The organism is Desulfosoma sp., assembly GCF_052743555.1.
Map to the genome: position 1 here is coordinate 25,125 of NZ_JBRAHS010000005.1, position 24,869 is coordinate 49,993.

Annotated in this window: 21 protein-coding genes; 2 read left to right on the top strand and 19 right to left on the bottom strand. The window is 57.0% G+C overall.

Annotation, left to right across the window (positions count from 1 at the left end; genetic code table 11):
• Positions 1–3: 3 nt before the first annotated feature.
• The 12 genes from ACUVSA_RS04295 to arsB all read right to left on the bottom strand — a co-directional run bounded on the left by ACUVSA_RS04295 (position 4) and on the right by arsB (position 15,532).
• Complete coding sequence (locus tag ACUVSA_RS04295; RefSeq protein ID WP_445893913.1) at positions 4–1,128, bottom strand: 2-hydroxyacyl-CoA dehydratase subunit D; 1,125 nt, start codon at positions 1,126–1,128, stop codon at positions 4–6.
• A gap of 194 nt (positions 1,129–1,322) precedes the next feature.
• Entirely contained in the window at positions 1,323–2,303 is a 981-nt protein-coding gene (locus tag ACUVSA_RS04300; RefSeq protein ID WP_445893914.1) for a hypothetical protein, read from the bottom strand.
• A gap of 467 nt (positions 2,304–2,770) precedes the next feature.
• Positions 2,771–4,189, bottom strand: a complete 1,419-nt coding sequence (locus tag ACUVSA_RS04305; protein WP_445893915.1) for a heterodisulfide reductase-related iron-sulfur binding cluster — start codon at positions 4,187–4,189, stop codon at positions 2,771–2,773.
• A 146-nt stretch (positions 4,190–4,335) separates the two neighbouring features.
• Complete coding sequence (locus ACUVSA_RS04310) at positions 4,336–4,494, bottom strand: hypothetical protein (RefSeq protein ID WP_445891086.1); 159 nt, start codon at positions 4,492–4,494, stop codon at positions 4,336–4,338.
• A gap of 16 nt (positions 4,495–4,510) precedes the next feature.
• Positions 4,511–7,630 carry an efflux RND transporter permease subunit gene (locus ACUVSA_RS04315; protein WP_445893916.1) on the bottom strand — a complete coding sequence of 1,040 codons (3,120 nt, stop codon included), beginning with the start codon at positions 7,628–7,630 and terminating at the stop codon, positions 4,511–4,513.
• Positions 7,627–8,802, bottom strand: a complete 1,176-nt coding sequence (locus tag ACUVSA_RS04320) for an efflux RND transporter periplasmic adaptor subunit (protein WP_445893917.1) — start codon at positions 8,800–8,802, stop codon at positions 7,627–7,629. Before ACUVSA_RS04320 ends, ACUVSA_RS04315 begins: the two co-directional genes overlap by 4 nt.
• 600 nt (positions 8,803–9,402) lie before the next feature.
• Entirely contained in the window at positions 9,403–10,734 is a 1,332-nt protein-coding gene (locus ACUVSA_RS04325) for a TolC family protein (RefSeq protein WP_445893918.1), read from the bottom strand.
• A 92-nt stretch (positions 10,735–10,826) separates the two neighbouring features.
• Complete coding sequence (locus ACUVSA_RS04330) at positions 10,827–11,531, bottom strand: cytochrome c biogenesis CcdA family protein (RefSeq protein WP_445891082.1); 705 nt, start codon at positions 11,529–11,531, stop codon at positions 10,827–10,829.
• Between the two features lie 24 nt (positions 11,532–11,555).
• Positions 11,556–11,933, bottom strand: coding sequence for a thioredoxin family protein (locus tag ACUVSA_RS04335; RefSeq protein ID WP_445893919.1), 378 nt, complete (start codon positions 11,931–11,933; stop codon positions 11,556–11,558).
• On the bottom strand, positions 11,930–13,576 hold the full coding sequence (locus ACUVSA_RS04340) for a cation diffusion facilitator family transporter (RefSeq protein ID WP_445893920.1): 1,647 nt from the start codon (positions 13,574–13,576) through the stop codon (positions 11,930–11,932). Before ACUVSA_RS04340 ends, ACUVSA_RS04335 begins: the two co-directional genes overlap by 4 nt.
• A 93-nt stretch (positions 13,577–13,669) precedes the next feature.
• Positions 13,670–14,158 (bottom strand): rhodanese-like domain-containing protein, encoded by a 489-nt coding sequence (locus tag ACUVSA_RS04345; RefSeq protein WP_445893921.1) that lies wholly within the window; start codon positions 14,156–14,158, stop codon positions 13,670–13,672.
• A 90-nt stretch (positions 14,159–14,248) separates the two neighbouring features.
• Complete coding sequence (gene arsB, locus ACUVSA_RS04350) at positions 14,249–15,532, bottom strand: ACR3 family arsenite efflux transporter (RefSeq protein WP_445893922.1); 1,284 nt, start codon at positions 15,530–15,532, stop codon at positions 14,249–14,251.
• A gap of 440 nt (positions 15,533–15,972) precedes the next feature.
• Here arsB and ACUVSA_RS04355 point away from each other — a divergent pair, with 440 nt between their 5' ends.
• Positions 15,973–17,274 carry a permease gene (locus ACUVSA_RS04355; protein ID WP_445893983.1) on the top strand — a complete coding sequence of 434 codons (1,302 nt, stop codon included), beginning with the start codon at positions 15,973–15,975 and terminating at the stop codon, positions 17,272–17,274.
• A gap of 503 nt (positions 17,275–17,777) precedes the next feature.
• Here the strand turns inward: ACUVSA_RS04355 and ACUVSA_RS04360 are convergent.
• The 7 genes from ACUVSA_RS04360 to ACUVSA_RS04390 all read right to left on the bottom strand — a co-directional run bounded on the left by ACUVSA_RS04360 (position 17,778) and on the right by ACUVSA_RS04390 (position 23,516).
• Positions 17,778–18,200, bottom strand: a complete 423-nt coding sequence (locus ACUVSA_RS04360; protein WP_445891076.1) for an arsenate reductase ArsC — start codon at positions 18,198–18,200, stop codon at positions 17,778–17,780.
• A gap of 26 nt (positions 18,201–18,226) precedes the next feature.
• Positions 18,227–18,751, bottom strand: coding sequence for a (Fe-S)-binding protein (locus ACUVSA_RS04365; protein ID WP_445893923.1), 525 nt, complete (start codon positions 18,749–18,751; stop codon positions 18,227–18,229).
• Positions 18,752–18,878: 127 nt separating this feature from the next.
• Positions 18,879–19,304 (bottom strand): putative zinc-binding protein, encoded by a 426-nt coding sequence (locus tag ACUVSA_RS04370; protein WP_445891074.1) that lies wholly within the window; start codon positions 19,302–19,304, stop codon positions 18,879–18,881.
• A 25-nt stretch (positions 19,305–19,329) separates the two neighbouring features.
• On the bottom strand, positions 19,330–19,569 hold the full coding sequence (locus tag ACUVSA_RS04375; RefSeq protein WP_445893924.1) for a thioredoxin family protein: 240 nt from the start codon (positions 19,567–19,569) through the stop codon (positions 19,330–19,332).
• 102 nt (positions 19,570–19,671) lie between these two features.
• Positions 19,672–20,169 carry a thioredoxin family protein gene (locus tag ACUVSA_RS04380; RefSeq protein ID WP_445893925.1) on the bottom strand — a complete coding sequence of 166 codons (498 nt, stop codon included), beginning with the start codon at positions 20,167–20,169 and terminating at the stop codon, positions 19,672–19,674.
• Positions 20,166–20,528 (bottom strand): ArsR/SmtB family transcription factor, encoded by a 363-nt coding sequence (locus ACUVSA_RS04385; protein WP_445893926.1) that lies wholly within the window; start codon positions 20,526–20,528, stop codon positions 20,166–20,168. Before ACUVSA_RS04385 ends, ACUVSA_RS04380 begins: the two co-directional genes overlap by 4 nt.
• Positions 20,529–20,615: 87 nt before the next feature.
• Positions 20,616–23,516, bottom strand: coding sequence for an insulinase family protein (locus tag ACUVSA_RS04390; RefSeq protein ID WP_445893927.1), 2,901 nt, complete (start codon positions 23,514–23,516; stop codon positions 20,616–20,618).
• A 158-nt stretch (positions 23,517–23,674) separates the two neighbouring features.
• Here ACUVSA_RS04390 and ACUVSA_RS04395 point away from each other — a divergent pair, with 158 nt between their 5' ends.
• On the top strand, positions 23,675–24,658 hold the full coding sequence (locus ACUVSA_RS04395) for a lytic murein transglycosylase (RefSeq protein WP_445893928.1): 984 nt from the start codon (positions 23,675–23,677) through the stop codon (positions 24,656–24,658).
• Positions 24,659–24,869: the final 211 nt, after the last annotated feature.

Here is a 24,869-nt window from a genome sequence, read left to right on the forward strand (position 1 = left end):
GATCTAGGCATGGGTGGATACCTCACTGGGGAGCTGCAACATTTCCACGAAAGCCTCCAGTCGGGTTTCCAACGGCCCCCAGGACGCGGCCGAACCGTCTCTTTCCACATGAAGAAAAGGAATGCCCTGGCGTGTCAAGGCGTCCGCCAGCCGGGGAACCCGCCAGCGTATGGCATCGCAGAATTTAAGCGTTTGAAAAACCACGCCGTCGGCACGAGCCTCTCGAACTAAGTCCAGCACATGGCCGATGTAGTCCCCTCCGTCCACGCGGCGGGCACAGGGGGGCCGCCTGAGGTAACGGTGGGCAACGGCCAGCATGGGATCCATGGACTCATCCACCAGCGTGTGGAAATGACGGGCTCCCGTGCACAGCTCATCCCCCACAACCAAAGCACCGCTTTTTTCCACAAGCCCCACCAAGGTTCGTGCGTTGGCTGCACAGCCGCCCAGCACAATCCTCGGGCCGCTTTGATGGGAAAAATTTTTGGATCGAGCGTGCTCCAAGAGAGAGGAACTTTCCAATAAGAACCGCTTCTTGTCTTGCATGCAGGCTTTCGCGGCCCAATCGGCAAAGTCGGTGCCTGAGATGGGTCGGTTTTTTGAAGCCCGCAACTGATCCAGAGCCTGTATGGTACGGCGGGTTTGATTCATGAGGTCGATGGCGGCCTGCAGATCGACCTGGCTGATGGAACGCCCTGTGACAGATGCTAGATGTGCTGCAAAGCGGTTGAGAACGCCTGTCCAGTGCCGTTCCGCCGTTTCATCACATCGAAATGGAAAATCCAAGCGATAAACAGGCGGTGTACCGACAAAGCGTTCCCAAGCGTCGGCAAGACGGCGCATGGCATCACAGGAGTTCACGACGACCACCCCGGCCAGATGCCGAAACCTGTCCTCCAAAGCCGCCTGAAGCACGCCGTGGACATAGGCACAAAAGGTCGTGGGCATGATGGCTTCGGACTGTGCCCCGCGCGCCTCAAACCCGTACAGCCTCATCGGCCGCAAGCCGGCGGCAAGAAGAAGTTCTTCGGGCGTTGCGGAACACACCCAGCCCATGACCGGCTCCCCAACGTCCTGATCAGGTTGTCTGTCTTTAAAGCCACCCATGCCCCGTATCTCCACCATCATATCATCGATCCACACCGCTGAGGCCGCATCTGCACTGGCGGCCTTTCAAGGACTCGAAGATTTGTCTTTGCGCTCCGCAGTGTCAAGGGCCTATGAAGCCTGTCCGACAATGCCGATTTCGGGCCGATGGAGCCTTGCAACTTACTGAAATTGCAAGGGCGCCAATTGTCAAAATTGAGTTTTCGAACACGCTCCTATGAAACCTGTGGTTTCTCCTCCGGCTGTTTGCCGGCATTCAGTTGCCACAGACACCTCAGGTATCGCACGTAGGCAGGCCGGATGAATGATCGCCAGTGACGTGCCCTCCGCTTGTCCACCGCTCGCACGTAATCCCTCATGACCCCAAGTAGAGCAGATTCCGACAGACCCTTATGAAAGCCTATCAATGCCAGGTCCACCAAGGGATATGGTCCCAACAAATCTTCGTCTCGCACCCCCCCAAAGCCGGGTGAAGGGGCTTGCTGCAACACCGACACAGGGAGTCGAAGAAAAGCGCCTAACCGACGAACCTGAAATTTGTAGAGCTGAGCCAGGGGAGCCCATTGACCGAAGGTGGCATCGTCGATACCGCCTTCCACGAAATATCCCAATTCCAGCTCCGTTCGATTGGCGCAAACGATGACGGCGGCCTGTCGACCACGGGCGATGCGTTGAAGGATGTCCTTGCGCACCCGGTGCGGCACCAAAAGTCGTTGGTAGTGTCGGCCGATCCAGTCATTCGAGTTCCATTGTTTGGCGCGGCAGACGACCGTCCATCGAAGGGGCATGGGAGCGAGGCGTGCCAGAATATTCAGACCGAAAACCGTCCACCAATGGGGCGGAAGCCGAAGAGCCTGCTCTCGCCTCTGGACTTCGGCCGTAATGTCCACGCTGATCAATTCCGCGCCAAGGCGCTCATACAGGTCCGGATTGTACTTTTCGCCCGCAACCCGTCGATCGATCATTTGTACAGCCAGCACCGGAACGCCAGCACAATGGGCCGCAGGCATGCTGAGGGCCGCGCACACCGCACTGTCCAAGCCCCCGCTGGCCCCCAAAGCCAAGGCCCTAAACCCGCCCAGACGGATCCCTTCCTCAAGGCGTTGATGCCATTGAGCGGCAAAAGCAGCCTCCGAAAACAGTGGCGTCGTATCCAAGGCCGATGGCTTAAGAGAAAGCTCTTGGACACGTCCCATTTTCTCAGCCCCATGACAGGCTAGAGGCCCGATGCTTGCTAACTACGCTTTTATTAATTTACTCCATGCCTAGACGTTATCCAAGACCGAGCATGATGAACCTTTTTCCTGGAAGCGAAAAAGTAGGGGTTGCTGGCTCTGAAAGGGACGGCCTTTGACAGTCCGCCAGCCACGGGACCGACATGAACCGGTCCCATCAACTCGTGAAGCGCGAGGAGTCGGTCCCGCCGGCCGGATCTCCTCCAGGCGGCTTCCCCCAAAATGCGTTCTCCACGGAGCTTGCGGCCCTCTGGGGTGGCCCGTTGAGGGACATCCTTTTTGCGGAAGGGGTAGAAACCGCGACCCGTGATCGCATAATGCGGCGTTTCGACAACAGACTGGAACCGGAAACCGGGGAAAATCCCTTCTCGGAAAGGCTTGTCGTCTCACGAGAAATCGCACCGTTCGGCATTACGGCTCGGACCGATTCAGCTCGCTGGGACGAGGGCTTGTCCCATGACTTCAATGGGGTGGTAAACAGGAAGGCCGAGAGCGTACTGGAACTGCAGGCGACAGCTCAGGCAATCCGTGACGATGGCTTGGGGATCTTCTTTTGTGATCTTCTCCATGAGGGATGCGCCCAGTTGCAGGGATTTTTCGTGAAAAGCTTTTTTGTACCCCAAGCTTCCACCCATGCCGCAACAGTCGGTGCTACTGCCCACACGTTTCAGCTGCAAGCCGGGAATTTCTTGAAGCAGATCGAAATACGGCGTGCCAAAGCCCTGCTCCCTTTGATGGCATGGAGCATAGTAAACCCATCGGCCTTTCGAGGGATGCCACCGAGGGCGCCAGCCGTATTGCTGCCGCAATCGATCTAGGTATTCCCCCACGTCCCAGAGGTGTTGAGAAAGCTGAAGGCGTTTTGATGGGCTGAGGTTCAAAAAAGCATCGTCGGCCAAAGCACTGGGTCCGTACGTCTGTGCCGATGGTCTTTTCGGCGGCCCGGAAGGGATCGTCACTTCATGCGATGGAACCCCGGCCGTGGCCCGTTTTGCAACGCCCGCCTCAAGGGCGGTTTCCAGACAGCCGGTGGCCAGGCACGCGTTTTCCTTCAAAAGATTTCTCATGAAATACCCGCATGTGGGGCAGGAACACACCACATGGTAACCTTCACTCACCGCGTGCAGCAGCGTGTTCATGTTGGCGGTGATCCGTTCCACGCTTCTGGCCATGTCCCCTTCCACCACTGTGGGCATGCCGCAGCACTGCTGAGGAGGCACCTCCATATGGGCCCCCGCGGCGCGAAAGACCTGAACCACGGCTCGAGCCACTTGCGGGAAAAGGTACGCGGCTGTACAGCCCACGAAGTAGGCGATGCGCACTCCACCTTGTGGCGGTGGGCCTTTGCGCTGAAGGCCTTCTTTAACGGCCCATGAAAAAAAATCCTCCTTGGCCAGTCGAGGCAGCTGCCTTTGTGGATGCAGCTGAAATATCTTTTCCAAAAGGTGGCGCACGGCGGGCACGGACGACAGAGCGTTGGCGACTCGAGGCACTTTTTGTCCCAGCCGCGCAAACGTCTGCAGATCCGACAAGAGGCGAGCCCCCGGATCAAGGCCTTGGCGCTGTGTTCGCATGGCCTTGGCCAGAATCACGTTGGATCGAACATCCGGGCATGGGCACAAGCCGCACAAGGTGCAGCGATCTGCCAGGTCCTTCAGAACCTCCAGAGATGGAGACCTCTTTTGGGCCACGGCCTCGTCGTAAAGGCGGTACATCTCCGGAAACAGAAGACAACTCTCGTCCATGAGAAACCGGCAGATATCGCAGTCCGTGCAGCCGTCAAAGAGTCGCTGCAAAGGATGGCGAGCCGTCGTTGCGGCGGCGGTGGATTGTCGTGAAGAAGGCACGAGCGTGCTCCTTGAAACGCCGCATGGCGTTATGCCCAAGCAAGCCGTGGAGGCCTGTCCAAAATGGTGTTCGAGGAGTCTTGCGCCTGGAATTTCAATTTACGCGCCCGTTCTTTCGAGGGAATGGCCTTCCGTCGGACGGTCTCTTAGCCTCCATTCAAGTGGGACTTAAGGGCTTTTCTTTCGTCGGCTTCGATTCTTCTGAGAAAAACCTTGATGAGGCGAAAAGCCTCGTCCTTGTCGCCATCCAGGATGATCCCTTTCATGGCCACATACTCTTCCGAGGTGATGTTGAGAACGGGCATTCCCGACTTCCTCCAGTTATCCCCACAGTTTCTTGACCCAGCGAGCGGCATCATCCAGCAAACTGTAAGTTACGGGCGTGATGACCAAGGTCATGACCGTACCGACAAGGAGCCCAAAGCCTGCGACCGTAGCCAAGGGAGACATGCGTTCCAAACCCACGGCCGTTTCCAGAATCATGGGTAACATGCCCACAATAGTGGACACCGTGGTCATGAGCACCGGGCGCAGCCGCAGCCGCACCGCCTCTTCGATGGCTTCCTGTCGCGCCATGCCCTGAGCAAGACCCTGGCTAATAAAATCGATAAGAAAAATGGAATTGTTGATCACCACCCCCGCAAGAAGGACCATACCCATCATAGCCGGCATGCACATGGGTTTGGCAAACAGCAGCAAACCCCACATGGATCCGATCACCGCCAAAGGTATGGCCACGAGGATGGGAAGGGGTAAAAGAAAGGAACGGAAAGTGCCGATGAGAAGCACGACCAAGAGGGCCGAGCCCAGCATGAGCGCCTGCATCACCCGTTGCATACTCTCCTGCATGTCTGCCGCCGTACCGCTCACTTTGAGGCGCACATCTCCTGGAAGCGCCATGCCGGAAACCGCCTCTTGAATCCGCGCCATCACGTGACTCAATGGGCACCCTCTGTTAAAAGCCGTGATATCCAGAGTGTTGGTCAAATCTTCGCGGGTGATCAAGGTTTGGGTGGTCTCTTCATGCACACGAGCAAGGGTGCGCAGGGGAACAGATCCAAGGGGGGTCGGAATGGGAAGACTTTCAAGTTTGTGGGGGTCCTCCACCCAGAGATCGTCGTAGGCCACTCGGATAGGCACATCGAGAAAGCCATGAAGCCGAAGTTCGCTGGCGGGCATGCCGCCCACGGCGAGGCGAATCCATCGCGCCACCTGGCCGGGCGTGGTTCCATAGACTCGAGCGATGCGGGGATCCACCTCCACGCGAACCTCTTCCTTGTCCGGCCACCAGCCGGGCACCACGTCGGAAAGTCCGGAAATGCCCTCTAGTCGACGCCGCAACTCCCCAGCACTGTGCCACAGGATTGACGGCGAGTGCCCTCCCATAATCACCAGATCCACCGGCGCCCGAGACGTGCTCATGACCGTGGCTCCGTATTCATAGATCTGCAGCGACCGAAGCCCCGGAATCTCGGCGATTTCCTTTCGCCATGCATCTTGAATCTCCCAAATGGTTCGATCCCTTTGGTCGCGGGTGGTCAAGGTCACAATCATGCTCACCTTTTGGGCGGTTTGCGCACCAGCGCCAAAGGAAACCTCCCCCGGTTCGGACCCGACGACGGAAGAGATCATGCGAACACTGGGTTCTTTTTGGATGATGTCTTCCACACTTCTGAGAACTTCCTCCACCCGACGCACCGATGCCGACGGGGGCAATTCAAAATCCACGTTGACGAATCCAGAATCCATGGGCGGCATCAGATCGCGTCCGATGAGTGGCGGAACGAGGCGCATGGTCAGGAGAAAAGCAGCCACGGCGAATCCTACGAACAGCCACCGTCTTCGCAAAGCCTGCCGAACCGTAACCACGTAGAGGTTGGCGAGTTTTTCCACGCCGCGGTTGAAGGGGATGGCCATGCGTTCTAGAAAGTTTCTGGACCTTTGAGGACGGCCGGAAGGATGTCGTAGGAGCCGCAAAGCCACTGGAGGCACCACAAAGACGGCCACTAGAAGCGAGCCCACGAGGGCGTAGCAAAGGGTCAGGGTAAAACGCCGCATCACCTGCTGGACGTAGCCTCCCGCAAACATGATGGGCACCAGCATGACCACAGTGGTGAGTAGTCCCGCCGTGATGGACAAAAGGATTTCTCCCACGGCACCTTCCACACACCGGATTGGCTCCTCAGGACACAACTGCTGATGGCGATGAATGTTTTCCACAACGACCACCGTGGCATCCACGACCATCCCCGTGGCGATAATCAGGCCGGAAAGGGTGACCACGTTGAGGGTATGACCTGTGAGTCCCAAAAGCGACAGGGCAAAGAGGAAAGACAAAGGAATGCTGACTAAGGAGATGGCGGATGTGGACAGATCCGCCAGGAAAAGGAAAATGATGACTACGGTGAGCATGATTGACATGTAAAGGGACGATCGCATGCCGCTGGTGTTGCGTTCAATCAGGGGTTCCTGATCGTTGGTGATGTCAAAGTCCAGCTGTGGATACTTTTTCTCCAAAGTCGGCAGCGCCTTTTTGACCGCGTGAATGGCGCCCATAACGTCACCGCCCTCGGCGCGAAGCACATTGACGCCGATGGCTTCTTTCCCATTGCCGTGATAAAGGCTCCGAAGGTCCTCAGTGCCCAGTTCAACGCGGGCCACATCTTGGAGGCGCACGTAGGCGTCCCGGCTTTGTTTCACCACCACGTTTTCCACATCCAAAAGGTCTTGAAATTCACCCACGGTCTTGACCAGCCGTTCCGACCGGGCACTTTCCATGAATCCGGCGGGTGCTGTGATGTTATATTCCGAAACGGCCGTCACCACATCTTGAGGCGTCAACCCGTAGGCTTCCAGTCGGTCTCGATCCAACCACACGTTGACCTGGAGTTTGTGGCCGCCGAAAGTGTCCACATCAGCCACATTTGGCAGCCGCAGGAGTTCGTCCTTAATGTCGTTATCCACAAGAAGGCGGACTTGCGCGAGGGAAAGGTGCGCATCGGGCTTGGGCCGCACCGATAAAGTGATCACCGGCCGTGTGGCATCCGTAATGCGATAAATGCGCGGCTCAAGAATATCCTCCGGCAAATCGGCTCGAATGCGGCTCAAGGCGTTTTGGATGTCTGTGACGGCCTCCCCGATGGGTTTTTCGTATCCGAACTGGACATTGATGGAAGCGACTTCGTCGCGGGATGTGGACGACAATTTGGTCAATCCCGAAAGGCTGGACAGTTCCTTTTCCACAACTTCCGTGATGCGCCGATTCACGTCGACGGCGGCCGCTCCCGGCTGGACAATAATCACGGCCGCCTGCGGGGGATTGGTGTCCGGAAAATATTCCACCGGCATGGTCATAAAGGCTTTGAGGCCCATCACGGCCACGATAAGACTTCCCACAAGAACAGCCCAGGGATTTTTGAGTGCCCAGCCGTGAGGGTTCATGGACGGGCCTCCGTTTTGACCAAAAGTCCCTCGTGCCAACGCACCCAGTTAAGGTATTCACCGACGGCTGTGCTTTCCCCAACCGATAGGTCGCCGTGTACCAATACGCGTTCCGAAGCGGCCAAGACGACCTTGACGGGCACCTTCTTCAACCGCCCTTCGCGAACCACATAAACCTCATAACCTCGGTCGGGTCCGAGAACCAGCGCCTTGCGGGACACGCTCAATCCTTCCATTTCACGAAGCACGGCTTCCACGGCCACATAAGCCCCAGGCCGCAGCGGCGCGTCACAGCTCCATGGAAAATCCGCCTCCACTCGCACGGATTTGGCCGTCTCCAACGCAGGAAAGATGCGGCTAATGGGGATCTCTGAAGGCAGGCCGGCGTGGCCTTCAGGCCAGTGCACGCGAAGCTTTTGGCTGGGCCGGAGCGCAGGCAGGTCCTCCTGGACCGCGTCCAGGGCTAATTTGGCGTTCGAGCATTCGATGAGTTCCAAAAGCGGCATGCCGGCCTTTGCCAAATCTCCGGGATCCACCAAACGGCGGCGGACGACGCCATCAAACGGGGCCTCGATGCGCGCGTAGGAAAGCCGGGTTTCGGCTTCTTGAAGCTGCGCCTGCGCCGCGAATACCTCGCGTTGGGCACTGCGCACCTCGGCTTCCAGGGATTGCCGGCGGCCTAGGGCGGCATTGAAGCGATTGCGGGAGGTGTCCAGTGCCGAGGCGCTGATACCCTTTTTTTTGTAGAGCGCCTGGTCCCGTTCCCATTCCAAACGATAGTATTCCGTGTCCTTGCGCGCGGCGGCTTCTAACGCCATGACGGCATTCAGCTTTGCCCGAAGGGCTTCCACCTTGGCCTTTAGAGTCTCCACTTCGGCTGTGAGGTCCCGATCGTCCAAAGTGGCCAAGAGGTCTCCTTTGGCGACGCTGTCGCCTTCATTGACCAGCACGGTTTCCACTTGGGCGGTCAGGCGCGCGGAGACCGCCGCCTGTGTTGCTGGTTCCAGGCGAGCCAGATATCGGACGGTTTCCGCAAGTGTTTCTTGGCGCACGGCGTCGGTTTCCATGGGCGCGGGCCGTTCGCGCCATACGGGAGCCGAGGCCAGCCGTTTCTTGGCCGTCTGGGCGGCGAGGCCCAAACCCACAACAATCACCACGGCCGCCCCTATCATTCCCCATCGCAAAACCCAACCGCGTTTTTCCATTTTGATTTCCCCAAAGTGGCTGGCCTTTCACCTCTGCGTTCTTGTCTGAGAGCTGCCTGTCCCCTCCCTATTTCGCAGGCGGCCGCAACTCTGTCCCGCCGAAAAGCATGGTCACCGCGAGTTCGCGATCGCAGCCCAAACACCCTTCCACCTCATTCTCGAACCCCTCGAAGTACATCTGCGAGTGTTTTTTTAAACCCTTTACACGATGTTATAGGAGCGCCGCAAGGCGCGATCTCCACATCTCACCAGAGTCTCATGGAACCCGTGGCGACCTGGGGTCGCGGCGTGCGCTGCTCCTAAGCCATCGAGCCCCAAGGACGGAGTTATGCCATTATTGGACACGCTTCCGGCAGTGTGCGCCGTTCCTACAAATGGCACAGATCACATCCCGGGGGCTTCTCGGAAAAGGCTATTTTTGAAAGGAGCGTGACCTCGCGCTCGGCACAAGGCTTCCAAGCCCGGAACTCCAGGCTCTCATCCCCATAATCCCCAGGCGAGACGCCCAGGCTTCCGAGGGGGGCAAATTTTGTACCGACGCGTCCTCTGGACAGTCCTTCTTTGCTGCTACTGAAAGCGTTGCGCCAAGTCCAGCCCCATGGCCCGATCGCGTTCCAGCACGGCGATCTGCGCATCCGACACCGCCTGAGCGTATTCCACTTCGGCTTGCAACAGTGCGGCCTGAGCATCCAAGACGTCGTTGATGCTGTTTTTCCCTGCAGCATATTTTTCCTGTTCGATGCGAAGGGTTTCCTTAGCCACGGCGATGGCCGACTGCGTCACCTCAATGCGATCCAGGGCATCCTTGAGCGCCGTCAGGGAGCGTTCCACATCTTGGCGCACGGCCAGTTCCGAAGCTCGAAGCTGTTCTCGTGCTTGTTCTGCAAGGAACGCCGCCTGGCGCACGTTCGCACGAACAGCTCCCGCTCGAAACAGCGGCACATCCACCTGAACCCCCGCCGCCCACGTGTCTTCATGGGACAACCCCTGAAGAGAGGAGTCGGCGTCATAGGGCACGCCGTGGCGCAGGCCGTAACGGCCAAAGGTCGAAACCTGCGGCCAATGATCGGCGCGGGCGGCTCGAACATTTTCCATAGCCGCCTGGACAGCGGCTCGCGCCGCCTTGATGTGCGGACGATTTTTCATGGCTTCCTGAAGGGCTTGGTCTTGAGAGATCCATGCCACAGCTGGTTTTTCCAGGGATCCCGAGATGTCCGCAAAGGGCTCTTCGCCGGGATGTATACCCATAAGTTTTTCAAGCAAAACCAGCAACACCTGCCGATCGGCTTGAAGTGAGGAAAGCTTTTGCGTCAGGCTGGAGACTCTTACCTGGATTTTCATGAGATCCACAGGAGCGGCTCGCCCCACGTCCAGCTCATGGTGAGCCAGCTGTTCATGGGCCCGAAGCGCGTCCAGAGACCCTTCCGTGGCGCGAAGGACTTGATCCAGCTGCAGGATTTTGTAATAGACCGAGGCCACATTGAGGACCAAATCGTGGGTGGAGGCGGTCAGGTCCCAGAGGGATTGCTCCGCTTTGAGTTCCGCAACACGAACAGCAGCTCGACGACGCCCCCCTTCGAAAAGAATGAGGCGGCCGATCAGCGCCGTATCCACAAGATCGCGATCGAAAACTCCCGGCTCGTTGTTGGCGTGGGCGGGGATCACCCGCTGAGGTTCTCCGTAACGCGTGTAGAGGCTTTGAACGTCCAGAGAGGGAAAAAAGCCAGCCCTTGCCTTGATTTTCTCTTCCTTCGCAGCATCATGGCCGTAACGCAGGGCTCGAAGTTCCGGATTCTTTTCCAGAGCTGTGCGAACACAGTCCCGAAGGGTGAACAACTGAGCGCACCATCCCGTGATCGGCCCGAGCACCCCCGCAGCCGAAACCAGGGTCCAAAACACAAGAAAGGCAAGGTATTTCGCGCGTTGTTGAGCGAAAGGAAAGTCACCAGGCATTGGACAATGCCTCCCTGCGGCCTCTGGAGCTTTTTGACTCAAAGGAAAACAAAAGGCCGAACGATAAAATAGACCCCTAAAAGGCCGACGGCGACCCCAGCCACCTTGCGAATCCATAGACTCCCTTGCTGAAAAGCGCCGTTGGCCAAGACCTTTCGCACCAAGGCCATGCAACTTCCGGCCACCGCGATGGGAACACAGTGGCCAACAGCGAAAAGCACGATGGAGGCGATCCCTGTGAGGACCTGGTTCTGGACAGTGATGACCGCCAAAATCGGGGCGATGAAGCCAAAAGTGCATGACCCCGAGAGGACCCCATAGGCCAGGCCCAAGACCAGAGCTCCTCCCAAACCGCGCAGCTGAAGCTTGGACAAGTTAGCTGTGAACAAAGAACAAACCGACACTCCCATCATGTCCAGGGCCAACCACACAAGGATCAGGCCCACAACGACCGTCCAGTAGGGGCTCACATCCCCCAACATGCGGCCCAAAAGAGAACAGGCGATGCCGATGACGGCGATGGTTGTGAACAATCCCAGCGTGAAGGCGATAGCGTAACGGGCCGCTTCCCGGGGATCCAAAACCCGCTGCTGGCCGGCCACATAACTGACAACCAAAGGAATGGAGGCCATGTGGCACGGACTCAACACCACTGACACCATCCCCCACAGAAAGCATCCCACCAGCGCGACGGCGCCGGGTTCGCTCATCCATTGGTTGACCGCAAGGAAAAAATCCTGCACCGCCCTACTCCTTCTCTGTGGCTGTCATTGGACGCCCAACTTAGCGAACACATGGACGATGCTCTTCTTGTCCAAGAAACCTTCGTGTCGAAACACTTCCTTACCTTCCTTGTCGTAGAAAATCTGGGTCGGAATGACACGAATGCCGAACCGGCCCGCCGCTTGTCGATCCTTCCAGACATCGATAAAAATCACGGCGGCCCGCCCCTGATATTCTCTCTGCAAATCCTTAAGAATGGGTTCCATCATTTTGCAAGGAATGCATTCATGGGCTCCCAAGTCCACCATGGTCACCAATCCCTTGACGGGAATTTCCGGAGCCGGTTCCGTGGCCTGTCCACCACAGGCCCCGAAGAGGCCAAGCCCCACCAGGATCAAGAGCACCGTAAACCGCTTTTTCATTCTCTTGACCTCGCTGTTTCTTTTTGAATTCCATCCACTAGTTTTACCTGTGCCACGTCGCTTGGGTGCATGACCAGCCATGTGCCCACTGCGGCCGTGGCCACAAGCACAGTGTCGCGAAGAATGCTCAGGGTCATGGACGAAGCACCGTTGCCTTCACTCCCTCCAAAACAACCGCAATCCACATCCACGCCTCGAAGTTGGTTAAAGACGAGAGATACCCAAAAAACCAACAAGAGTCCTGTGGCCGTCGTGAAGGATCCGGGTAGCCACAGGCCCGCCATGAGGCAGACGCCGAGCACCGCCTCGAGCCACGGAAGGACCAATGCGACCGCGTTGACGGCCCAGACCGGCAGAAGGCGATAGTTGTGCACGGTTTGCGCAAAATCCCAGGGGTCAAGAATCTTTTCGTAGGAGGCGTATAGAAATACGAGCCCCAAGGCAATGCGCACGACCATGAGTCCGCCGTGCCGAAGTCTCTCATATCTATCATTGACGCCGGCTTGTAGCGATGCCGGTGACGCGGCACCCGGCGAGCGAAGATCTTCCGTTGCGGTGTCTTGGTCTTGACATGTGGCCGTTGTCCCATGGCACGAGGCTTCGCACAGGAGGGATCCGTTGCCGCAGGAGAGGGTTTCCAGTTGGATAATGGCATGATCAATGCCAAACCGGCGCCTGAGCGTCTCGGCCGCCTGCCACCTCACCCGTTCCCCTTCGCTGAGTTTCTGATCGGACACCACCAGGTGGCACGAAAAGGCGACACTGGAGGAGCTCACCTGCCAGGCGTGAAGATAGTGGGCATTCAGAACGCCCGGGACGGCTTCCAGGGTTTCCTTGACGAGAGCAATGTCTACATGGCGCGGCGCGGCGTTCATGAGCACAGCTACGGCTTCCTGCAAAACGCTCCAGCAATTCTTAAGAATCAAGGCCACGATGACCAAAGAAAGCAGAGGATCGAGCCAGGTCCAGGGCCTGAAAAGAAGCACAGCCCCATTGATCAAGACGGCCACGGACGTCAAGAAATCTCCAACCATGTGCAAAAACGCGCCGCGCACGTTCAGGTTATGGCTCGCATCGCGGCGCAGAAGCCATGCCGAAAAGCCGTTGCCCGCGACACCCACCGCCGCCAAAGCCATAACCCAGCCCCCGGAGACATTCTGAGGGTGCCGGAATCTCTGGGCGGCTTCCCAAAGAATCACTGAACAGGCTCCCACGAGAAGGACCACATTGAGCAGTGCAGCGAGGATTTCCACACACCGAAAACCAAAGGTGTGGCGTGTCGTGGCCCCTCGCCGTCCCACGCGCCAGGCGATGTAGGCGATAAGCAAGGCGGCAAAATCGCTGAAATTATGGACGGCGTCGGAAAGAAGGGCCACGCTGTTGGCGAGAATGCCGCCGGCGACCTGAGCCGACGGGATGAGCAGATTGAGAAGCATGGTGAGTAACAACTGGCTTCCGGAGACGTCTCGAACTTCCAGGCCGTGCCCATGGGAATCCGATGGGCCATGTCTATGAATAGGCGTTTGCGAGCCGTTTTCTTGAGACGCAGATGTCACACCGGCCGCGGCATCCTCATGGGCATGGTTTTGCTGTTCGTCAATATGAAGGGCTTTGGCGAGGGAAGCCATAGGATCATTGGGCATGCGCAAGGAACCTCCAGTCAACGGCGTAGCGCCCGGCCGGTGCGAGCATCACGTTTCATGGCATGGACGGCAGAAAGAAATCCGGCACATCCATCAAGGCCCTGTCGCAACGGGAAGTCCGTGCTGCACCCACGCGGACCATCCATTCGCCAGGACGCGCACCTGAGTGAATCCCTGAGCGATCAAGGCCATCGCCAATTCCTGGCTCAAACCGCAGCCGACATCGCAGTAGGCGATGATCAGTGTTTCCTTGCCAAGGCCACTTAAAGCCTCCGAGGCACGCTCTGCAAAATGAACCCACGGAAGGCTTAAAGCCTTCTCGATGTGTCCCGCACGGTAATCCTCCGGGCTTCGAGCATCCAGGAAGACCGCTTGCCCCGTCAGATAAAAAATCTGGGCTTCTTCAAGGGAAATTTCCAAACCGGTTTCCTTCAGCGGCGAACCACTCGTTTCGATCCACGGCAGACTATTTGAGCGAAAGCTGTTGACCACAAAAGACAGGATCAAAGCCAGGGCCAGCAGCGTCAGGCTCTGCCGCAGCGCCTGACGCCACGGCGCGGTCACAAGTTGTCTGTTTTGCAAGGCCGTCCTTTTTTTCTATGGCGTCATGAGCGGTCACATGACTGAACCCGGCGCGAGGGGGAAGCCAGAAACGAAAGCCCCGTTTTCGCGTCAGCGGATTCGGACTTTGAGCTCATTCAGTTCTTGTCGCATCCGGCCCACATCTTCCATGAGGCGCGCCACTGCTTCATGCAGGTTCATTCCCTTGAGCCAGTCTTTGAACCAATGACTGGTGGCCAGGCAAATCTTGACCAGCATGAGCATCACCGGAACCTCGATCAAGACTCCGACCACAGTGGCTAGTGCTGCTCCGGAAGACAACCCAAAAAGTAACGTCGCCGTGGCAATGGCGACCTCAAAATGGTTGGATGCACCGATCATGGCCGACGGCGCCGCATCTTCGTACTGGAACTTGAGCAGCTTGGAAAGAGCGTAAGCAATCCAAAAAATCAAGTTGGTTTGAATGAAAAGGGGAATGGCAATCCAAAGGATCGTCAAAGGATTTTGGACTATGACGTCTCCTTTGAAAGAAAACAATAAGACGAGCGTGACAAGTAAGGCAATAATGGTGACGGGCGTCAAGACATGTAAAAATTTAATCTCAAACCATTGGACTCCCTTGGCCCGAATGATCAGCTTTCGCGAAAAGTAGCCGGCCACCAGGGGTAAAGCCACGTAAATGCCGATGGAAAGCACCAGCGCCTGCCACGGCACGGGAAGACGTCCCACCCCCAGCAGAAAACCACCCAGAGGACCGTAGAGAAAGAGCATGGTGAGGCTGTTGATGGCGACCATGACCAGAGTGTGGCCATCGTTGCCGCGGGCCAAATATCCCCACACCAAAACCATAGCCGTGCACGGAGCAATTCCCAGAAGAATACATCCTGCCAGGTAGCTTCGCCATAAGGGAACTTCCAACATCTTCATCCCGTTGTGCAGCACAACCGTACCGACGCCGTGGCTGGCTCCTACGGGCAGATTCAACCCCAAGGGCATTTTCACATAATCCACGGCGTCGAGGCCGATCAGGCCTCTGAAGGCGTAACCCAAAAAAAACAAAGAGATGGCGTACATGGTGAACGGCTTGATGGCCCAATTGACAAAAAGGGTGAGCCCCACAGGCTTGATGTTCTTGCCGGCCGTGAGGACTTCGCCGAAATCGATCTTGACCATAATAGGATACATCATAAAGAAAAGGCAGACAGCAATGGGAATGGAAACCACCGGTGCTTCATTGACGTAGATGGCCAGGCCGTCCAGGTACCGAGCCACACCTGGGGCAACTCGGCCGAGGATGATGCCCGCCGCAATGCACAAAAGGACCCAGACCGAAAGATACTTTTCAAACAGACTGAGTCCCCGCCCTTCCTTCTTGATCTCAGCATCCGATGCCACTCTCTGACTCCTCTGTTTTCGGTTGCATGCTCCAAGAACGCCTTTCCGCACTTTTTCAGAGCCTTGCATGGCGAGAGACCGTTTCGCCGCTCTAGACTCTTCAAACACCCTTTGAGGGGGCGCTCAAAAGGCCTGGCGTTTTTCACTACATTTCCGTGTTTTCATATAGCCCTGCGCCCACCCTGTCAAGAGTTTCGATGACATCTGCTTTATTTGGAAAATTCTTGGAAGACCTCCAGCCTTCACAAAGGGATTGACAAACCAAGATGCATTGCTAGATGGTAATACATCTAGGCAGCCGAAGGGCTGCCGGCTGGGCGGTGGTAAGGTCGACTCATGACATCATAAACAAAGGAGGTTGTGTCATGGCGCGTGTGGATGCCACTTCAACGAACGTTTCCTTGGACCAGGTGCAGACTGCTGGGGAGGAAGAGAGTCAAATTCAGTGGTCCGAGATTTGGAAACCTTTGGCCTTGATTGTGATCAGCTTTCTCATCCTTTTTTGGTTGCCCATAGATAGCCCGAGGTTTCGCCGCGCCGTATTGGAATCCCTGGCTTTGGCCAAGTGGTACGCTCAGGAACACGTGTTGCTTTGTTTGGTCCCGGCTTTCTTTATTGCCGGAGCCATTTCTTGTTTTGTTTCACAGGCCGCGGTCATGAAATACTTGGGAGCCGGCGCCAAAAAGGTTTTAGCCTATGGTGTGGCCTCGGTTTCCGGCAGTATTCTTGCGGTGTGTTCCTGCACGGTGCTTCCCCTGTTTGCTGGCATTTGGAAGCGTGGCGCGGGGTTGGGCCCGGCCATCGCCTTTCTGTATTCGGGTCCGGCCATCAATGTTTTAGCCATTGTGCTCACGGCGCGCATTCTGGGATTGCCTTTGGGTATTGCGCGGGCGGTTGGCGCCATTAGCTTCAGCATCGTGATCGGGCTTCTAATGCATCTCGTCTTTCATAAAGAGGAGCAGGCGAAAGCGGCTGCGGCACTGCACATGCCCGCTCCTGAAGTGGCAAGACCTTTGTGGCAAAATGTCATTTATTTTGCCAGCATGGTGGGCGTGCTCATTTTTGCCACGTGGGGCAAGTCCTCGTCACCCATAGGGTTTTGGAATGCGGTCTACAACATGAAATGGTATATTTGCGGCGCTTTCGCGCTGTTTTTGGGATATCTTTTGGTGCAGTGGTTTCACGTCAAAGCCTACAAGATTGTTCTTTCCGCCATCGCCGTAGCGGCCTTGGCCTGGCTGTTTCCTCATGAGCCTCTGATCGCCTTTTCTGCGGGCATTGTGCTGTTCACGGTGTGCTTGGTCACCACGCGGGGTGAGACGGAAACCTGGTACCTGTCCACCTGGGATTTCACCAAGCAGATCACTCCTCTTCTCTTTGGAGGCGTTCTCGTGGCGGGACTTTTGCTCGGCCGTCCCGAGGGAGCCGAAGGGCTCATTCCCTCCAGGTGGGTGAGCGACCTTGTGGGAGGCAATTCGCTGGAGGCGAATTTCTTTGCCGCCGTTGTCGGGGCTTTCATGTACTTTGCCACCTTGACGGAAGTCCCCATTTTGCAGGGATTGATCGGAGCCGGTATGGGCAAAGGGCCTGCATTGGCCTTGCTGCTTGCCGGACCGGCGCTAAGTCTTCCCAACATGCTGGTCATTCGAAGCGTTCTCGGTACTTGGAAAACCGTGGTGTACGTGACCCTGGTGGTGGTAATGTCCACTGCCGCAGGGCTGATTTTCGGCGCATCCTTCTAAACCATTGCAGAGGGGGGGCTGGGGCCTTTCTACGTCCTGCACGCCCCGAGAAGCCGTGGAAAGAAGCGGGTTCGATAACTGGTTTGCCCATAGGCTGTTGCGCAGTTTCATCTGGTTATGGATCTTAAACCGTCCAAAAAATCGCATGATCGGACGGGCTTGCGGGGGAGGGCGTCCGATCATGGTTTGGCCGCGCCCTTTCGGCTTGAGGCTGCAGGAGCGTCCACGCGCGATGAGCAATCGCGCCTTGCGCTGCTCCTCCTGAAGGTGTTCTCGCACATCCTGCTGGAAGGCCCTCCGAGCATGCCCTTTTGACGCGAGAGTCCGGGCCCTCGCATGACGAGTTCAAGAGGGACCGCGTCTCCGCGGTTGTATCTTCTTGCATGTCGCTCAGGCCGTCCGTCACTGTCCAGATCGACAGGAGCGGGTTCTGTTGGTGACGGATCCCATGGAGGCGGCCGCTCCATTGGGGCCTGCACGCCGTTACCATCGCCCGGCGTGCTCTAAAGCATCAACTTTTCGATGAAAGCTTTGATTTCGTCCCGAACCCGTCGGTACGGCGCCATGGCTTCCTCCTCTGTGGCGGCTCCGGCCGCCAGCAGAGGAGGATCATCAAAGGGAACGTGCAGGCGTTGCACGCTGGCGGGAAAAAAGGGACACGATTCCTGGGCATGGCTGCACAGCGTCACTACGTGGGCGAAGTCCTGAACCGGCAGTTCATCCAATGATTTGGATCGCTGCCCTCGAATGTCAATGCCCACTTCGGCCATGGCCTTCACCGCGCGAGGATCCAGTCCCTTGGGATCCACTCCTGCCGAATAGGGCTCATAGACGTCCCCTTTGAGAGCACGGGTCCAGGCTTCCGCCATCTGGCTGCGACAGGAATTTCCGGTGCACAAAAAGAGAATGCGCTTGCGGGTCGCCACGGTATCTCCTTTGCGTGAGACCGGTGTCAGCCACTGAGGTCAAAGGGTTCGAGATAGGTGTGCAGTGCCTGCCGCTGTTCAGGGCTCAGATGCGGGCAGTTTTCCGGACCGCGGCCGCCTTCGGACACCTTGACCGCAAAAACGGTGCAGGTGGAATACCCGCACTCGCCGCAATTGGTTTTCGGAAGGTGTTTTAGGATAGTAAAGACCTGCGGCTTCTTCAGCGGCTCGAACTTGGGCGTGATGTTCGCACGTTGCTCCCAAATGCTGTTGATTTCGTCCCGTAACCATTGAAGGATCTTGTCGGCTTCTTCCGGTTCCTTGAGCGCATTGATGGCGATTTGTCGAGGATGGACCGTGATGAGCTTGCCATGGGCCTTAAAGGTCACTGAGGGAGGGTCACGAGTAAACTGTGAGCCTCCCAAGACGGCGTTCAGGTACGGAATGACTTCCCCAACATCTTGATCCAGGTGGGCGATGCAGTGCAGCGACTGAAAACTGGGGTTGCATTCCGGGCGAAAGATTTCTTTTCGATAACTGTGAAGCAACATAAGGCACCTCCTTGATTCAAGATGCCTTCCGGGTCGAAGTATAATCTTTCGAAGGTGCCCGCCCGGGCGCCTTTGATGTGGGTCTTCAAAGAAGAATATGAAAGGGCAGCAGCCAAGAGAAGGAACGTCACGTGCAGCATGCCGGCCCGGAAGAAACGTCCGTAGGAAGGTCCTTGCAGGCTTCCCGAACGGCTGCCTTGACTCTTTCCAAAGTTCCCCGTTCAAGCGTAAAGTTTTTGTTCTTTTCGATCCCCAGGTCGGTGAGCACCACATAGGCTTTCAGAGGCACTTGGGCGTGTTCCAAGATGGCCTTGACGCAGCCGATCTGGCATCCATCGATGGCCACCATGGCCGCCGTGTCTTTGGCCGATTGCACAAACCCCGACAGGTGCCCTCCAATGCCCGCGAGGCAAAACATTTTGCCGAATCCTTCCAAGGTCAGTTCCACCGCGGCCTGGTTGGACAACTGCCCTACGTTGGATCCTCCCGAACAGGCCAAAATCATCACGTTTCCTTGAGCACCACCCCCGGTGGGGCAACATGGCTCTGACATGGACAACCCCTCCTTTCTCCAGTGTTCACGATGCCGCCCGAATCCACGTCAGCACTTCTTCCTTTTTGGGAATTTTGCCAACGCATTTCACTTCGCCGTTGATCACCAAAGCCGGCGTGCCAAAAACACCATAGCTGGCGATTTCCATGGCATCCGTCACGTGCCCCACGGAGGCCTGCACGCCAGATTCCGCCACCGCTTCTTTGACCACCGCTTCGGTCTGTTGGCATTTCTTACAACCTGGTCCCAATACCTTGATGTCCATGAGATGCCTCCTTTTTGTGCCCCTGCCACGCCGCTTCAGGGCACTTAAGGCCTCGTGCGGAGCATTTTCCCACCCCAACGTGGCAGGTCTTTCGTAGAATCATCATGCGTCTTTGAGCGCCTGCAGCACACGCCTTTTCAGTTCCGCTCTCAAGGGCACACGGCCGGAAAATACCACGCGGCCCTTGACTACCAAAGCGGGCACTTCCAATATTCCCATCTCGGCGATGGCCATGGGATCCCGCACATGATCCACGCTCACCGCAAGGTTTTCTGCACTCAGAATCTCCATCACCGTTTTTTGCAGCGCATCGCACTGGGCGCACCCGGGTCCCACCACCACGATGGAAGGCGCTTCCATCGGCTCATCCGCCACCGGTTCCCCCACAAAGCGCTGCCACTCACTGTACAGAGCCTTTTTATAGGCTTTCCGCGCACTCGAAGGAATGTAGTTGTCCGTGGCGAGACGATCCAGCAGCACCTGTTCGATGGTGTCGCGGGGTTGGCCCCTGAGCGAACCCGCAAGTTCCTGTAAGGCTTCGTCCAGTCCCACCATACCCACCAGGTGCCCGTCGATGCGGATCTGTCGTATGGACTTCATCGGGCCACTTCCGGGGATCGAGCGCACACCGCCGTTCGATCCAGGTTGGGAACCTTGAGCAGCAGCGCGTGAATTTCGGGATCATCGTTCAGCCAGTGCTTAAGGCTGCCCAGGAGGGTTGCCGCATACGGACTGCTATGTCCGTCCGCAGGCCGATAGTTCATCCATAGGCCGTCTTTACGCTTTTCCACAAGGCCGGCATCTTCCAGGATCCTTAAATGCTTGGATACGGTGGGCTGCGCCAGACCAAGCCCCGCTTGCAGTTCGCACACGCACAACTCTCGACGCGTGAGCATCTTGAGAATTTTGATTCGGCTCGGATCCGAAAGGGCCTTCATGACCCGAATGAAATCCTTCATGAATCCCTCCCGTTACTTTAGATGGTGACATAGGAATATACCGAAGAAGCAATTCCGTCAAGGCCTTTGTGCCTTGGAACCTCAGTTTTACAGCACTTGGGTGAGCTGTAGGGCAATATCTTTGGCGGCCAGGGATTCTCGAGATCCCAAGACCACGATGCGGCTGGTGTGCTGCGCGCTGTGGAGCCACTCGCCAAAGGCACGAAAATCGTCCTTTGTGGTGGCTAGGACCTCGTCGCGCATGCGTTGCCGCGCCGCGTCATCATCCCCCGCGAGGTGCCTCATAAAGGACGTGAACCCCTTGGCGTCGGGCAACAGGTGCCGGTCCAGATCTCCAATGACGCCGATGATGGCCTTGGTCAGCTCCTCCTGGGGCAGCTCAAGGTTCTTCAGAAACTCCGCGCAGTGGTCGTAGATGTGCAACGTCTTGTGCACATTAGGGTCCCTGTAGGAGACCAGAGTGAAAACCCTGGAAAATCTATCCAGTTGACTGAAGGCTCCATAGGCGCCGCCCTGCACGCGCACGCGATCCCACAGGTACGCCGTACGCAGAAAGTGGCTCACCACCAGAGCCGATCCGCGAAAGCGAAAGCCTGCGTCGCGGAGGTTCACACCTTTAGCCACGTAGTTCACATGCAACGGCCCCGTAAAGCCTTCTCTAGCGGGCAGGCTCTGCGGATTCCAAGAAACGCGGGCCGTCTTATGGGTCGGAAGGACGTCGAGCAGTTCCTCCAGAACGGGGGTGAGCTTTTGGTAGGTAGCGGCGTCCACGGTCACGTTGACTCGAAGGTTTTTGGAGGAAAGAATGCCATGGCGCACCTGTTCTAGATCGGCCAAGACCCCTTTCCAATCATTGTCCACGCGTTCACAGAGCTTTCGCACAAAAAACAGGGCCTCGATCCCTTTCATGCTTTCTTCCACCCAGTGGGCCGCATGCCATGGCGCCCTGACTCTTCGGCCCACAAAGCGATGCCCTTCGGGGATAAGCTGCGCTTCACGACGGGCTTTGGATTCCAAAACGATTTGACGAAATCGCTCCCGGTTGTCCAGCCGCACTTCGCTGACAAGGTCTCGAAGGATGGCGCAGAGCTCCGGGACCTGCCGGATCAAGGCCTTTCCTCGCATCAAGAGCCAGCTGCCCACGTTCTTTCCGTCGGCACACACAAAGGTGCTGGTTTGTATGGCTATGCCCCCCGTCTTTCGGCTGATGCGTTCATTGAAGGTGACGTAGTCTTCTTTGTTGGTTCCCATCTCCAAGAGGGCTTGGCCCAGCAGAGGCACGTAGCCCAAAAGGTGCGCCGGCACGGCGCTCACGTCAAAAGCCAAGTCCAGATAGAAAATACCATTGGTGAATAGATCGTGCGTGAGCACCGGAACCTGAGCCAGGGTGTGTTCTTCAGCGGCAATTTTTTTGTTTTCCCGATCCAAATCTTCCAGCCGCAATCGAGGAATAGTGGCCAAGGCTTCAGGCGGGTCGGGAGTTTCCTGCAATTTTCGCAGTATCTGGGTTTCTTCCACGAGACGCTTCAACTCTTCTGAAGGCATGGACGCCTTAAGCTCGGCCAGTTTTTTGGCTTCTTCGGCCCGCCGGCGTTCTGCCAAGGTTTCGTCGGGCTCCAGAAACAGCGTGGCTCGATGCCGATTGTTCACCCAGTACCTGGCCAGGAGTTCTTCCAAGTATTCTGTGCCGTTCAAGGCTTTTTCTTTGACGGTCCCCAGCGGGGCTTCGAAAGCCAACAGAGCCAGAGGGTCCCCGTCATAGAGCCAGGTCGTGAGCGCGCGCAGCATCAAGGCGAGGCCTCTCGGGTATTGCCCTGTGTTGTTTTCCCGTAAGCGAAATTCCAGAGTGTTCAGGGAAGCTTCGACGGTTTCCCGGGGAATACCTTTTTCGGCCAAGTCCTTGACCACATCCAAAACGAGGGCTTCCACCATTTCCAGATTCTGGGGGGCCACACCTTTGAGACCCGTGGAAAACATCATCTGCCGCAGTTCAGATTCCAGACCGACACCAGCCAAATCTTCCCCAAGGCCCGATTCAATCAAGGCGCGGCGCAGCGGCGACCCCGGCATGCCCAGAAGGACATATTCCAAAACGTGAAGGGCCAGATAGGTCTCCGCCGGTTCCGTTGTGGTCAGCAACCAGTTGACGGTGACCATGGCTTTTGGGGGCTGATCTTTACCGACGGCGTAGACCTTGCGGACGCGACGAGGGGCTGTTAGAGGCGGCTGCAGAGGAATGCGGCTGTCCACGGGACGGGGCTGAAAATCCTTGAGTCGGTCATCCAAAAGAGCGAGGCGCCAATCGGGATCGTCATTGCCATAAAAATAAAACCAGGCATTGGATGGGTGATAGTAGGTTTCGTGAAAAGCTTTGAACTGTTCGTAGCTGAGCGTTGGAATGACATCCGGATCCCCGCCCGAATCCAACCCATAGCACGTGTCGGGAAAAAGGCTTTGCTGGCTGTATTCCACCACCAATCGATCGGGTGAGGAATAGGCGCCGCGCATTTCGTTGTAGACGACCCCCTTGTACTGCAGCGGGCTTTGAAGATTCTCCAGTTCGTAATGCCAGCCTTCTTGCTTAAAAATCCATGGGGTGATCTTGGGATAAAAGACCGCATCCAGGTAGACGTCAACGAGGTTGTAGAAATCCTGAAGGTTTTGGCTGGCCACGGGATAACAAGTTTTGTCCGGATAGGTAAAGGCGTTGAGAAAGGTCTGCAGGGATCCTTTCAGCAGTTCCACGAAAGGTTCTTTGACAGGGTATTTGCGTGATCCGCAGAGCACGGAATGCTCGAGAATATGGGGAAGTCCCGAGGCATCTTTGGGGGGTGTGCGAAAGGTGACGCCGAACACCTTGTTTTCGTCATCGTTTTCCATGGAAAGAATGCGAGCCCCCGTGGGAACATGGGTATAGATCTTCGCCTGGGTTTGGATTTCCTGAAGGAACGCTTCCCGAATCAGCTGAAACGCACTCCTGTGCCCCATTGAAAGCCTCCTTTGCGTCTTTACCATTCTCTTGGTCGGCCACGGCCCACGGCCCACTCTGAAATCCTCTGGCCGCAAGGGTTTGTTTCGAACACAATTCCTGGTAGAAAGAAAGCCTACTCATGGTGAACGGCAAAGAAAAGCCCTTTCTCCATCCGATGACATGTTCATGGAGGCCTGTGGTGTTCGCTCCATACCTTCGATTCGGAAAACCGGTGCGCGTTTCGCTGACGGTTGCGGCGGTGATGGTTTTTTCGGTCCTGGCTTTTCAAGGCGCCTACGCCCAACCTCCTTTAGATCGTGTGCGCGAACTGCTGGAGGCGCAGGGCTGCTCGAGGCATGCCCTATCCTTGCTTTTTTCTTCCCTTGAAAGCCAGGCCTACGGAAACGTCGCATTGTCTATGAGGGTTCGAGAAGCGGCGCTCCACTACGAAGCCTTTTTGGAACCTTCGGCCTTGGCCAAAGCTAGGAAGTTCTGGCGCATTCACGACGAGGCCTTGGAACGCATCGGGGCGGCTTACGAGGTGGACCCTTCCATCATTGTGGCCATTTTGCTGGTGGAAAGCGCTCTGGGTGAAAGGACGGGAAAGCACCCTGTGGCCACCACTCTGGCCACCTTTGCGCTGATGCTCGATCCCAATGAAAGGGAACACGTCTGGCGCACGCTTTCGCCCCAAGACCGTGCTCGGTGGACTCGAGACCGATTCCACGCCAAACTGGAACAGCGGGCCTCTTGGGCGCTCAACGAACTTCGCGCACTCCTGACCCTTATCGACAGGGGCGTTCCAGAAGCGGCCCAATGGCGTGGATCTTACATGGCGGCCATCGGCTGGCCTCAGTTTCTGCCTTCCAGCCTGTTGCACTACGGCGCAGATGGAAACGGGGATGGCACGGTGGACCTGAACCATCCCGACGATGCCTTTGCCAGCATCGCCAGGTATCTCAATAGTCACGGCTGGCGTAATAACGCCCTACCGGAAGAGCAGGAAAGCGTGGTCCTTAAATACAACAACAGCCGACCCTATGCCCAAACCGTTCTCGAGGCGGCCCGGCGCCTTCGGGCTTTGAGATCGGCCGACCGAGAGGGAACGCCCACATCAAAGCCCTTTTCGCGCCCTTTTGCTCATGGGTCAACGTCTTAACGGAGCGCTTGAAGGCCGAATGCTCTTCGGTGCGGAAGGACCGCTCATCAGGCGCCTTTCAGAACGCAAGGATAGCAGGAACCCGTTCCTGACAGAGTCGCCTGTGGATGGCCTGTTCCAGAATGAATATTGTGGCCGGTTTGGGCCTCATAACTCGCTGCAATGGCATGGTTGCAAAGCAGATCAAAAGAGTTTTCGGGCACGTTCCGGC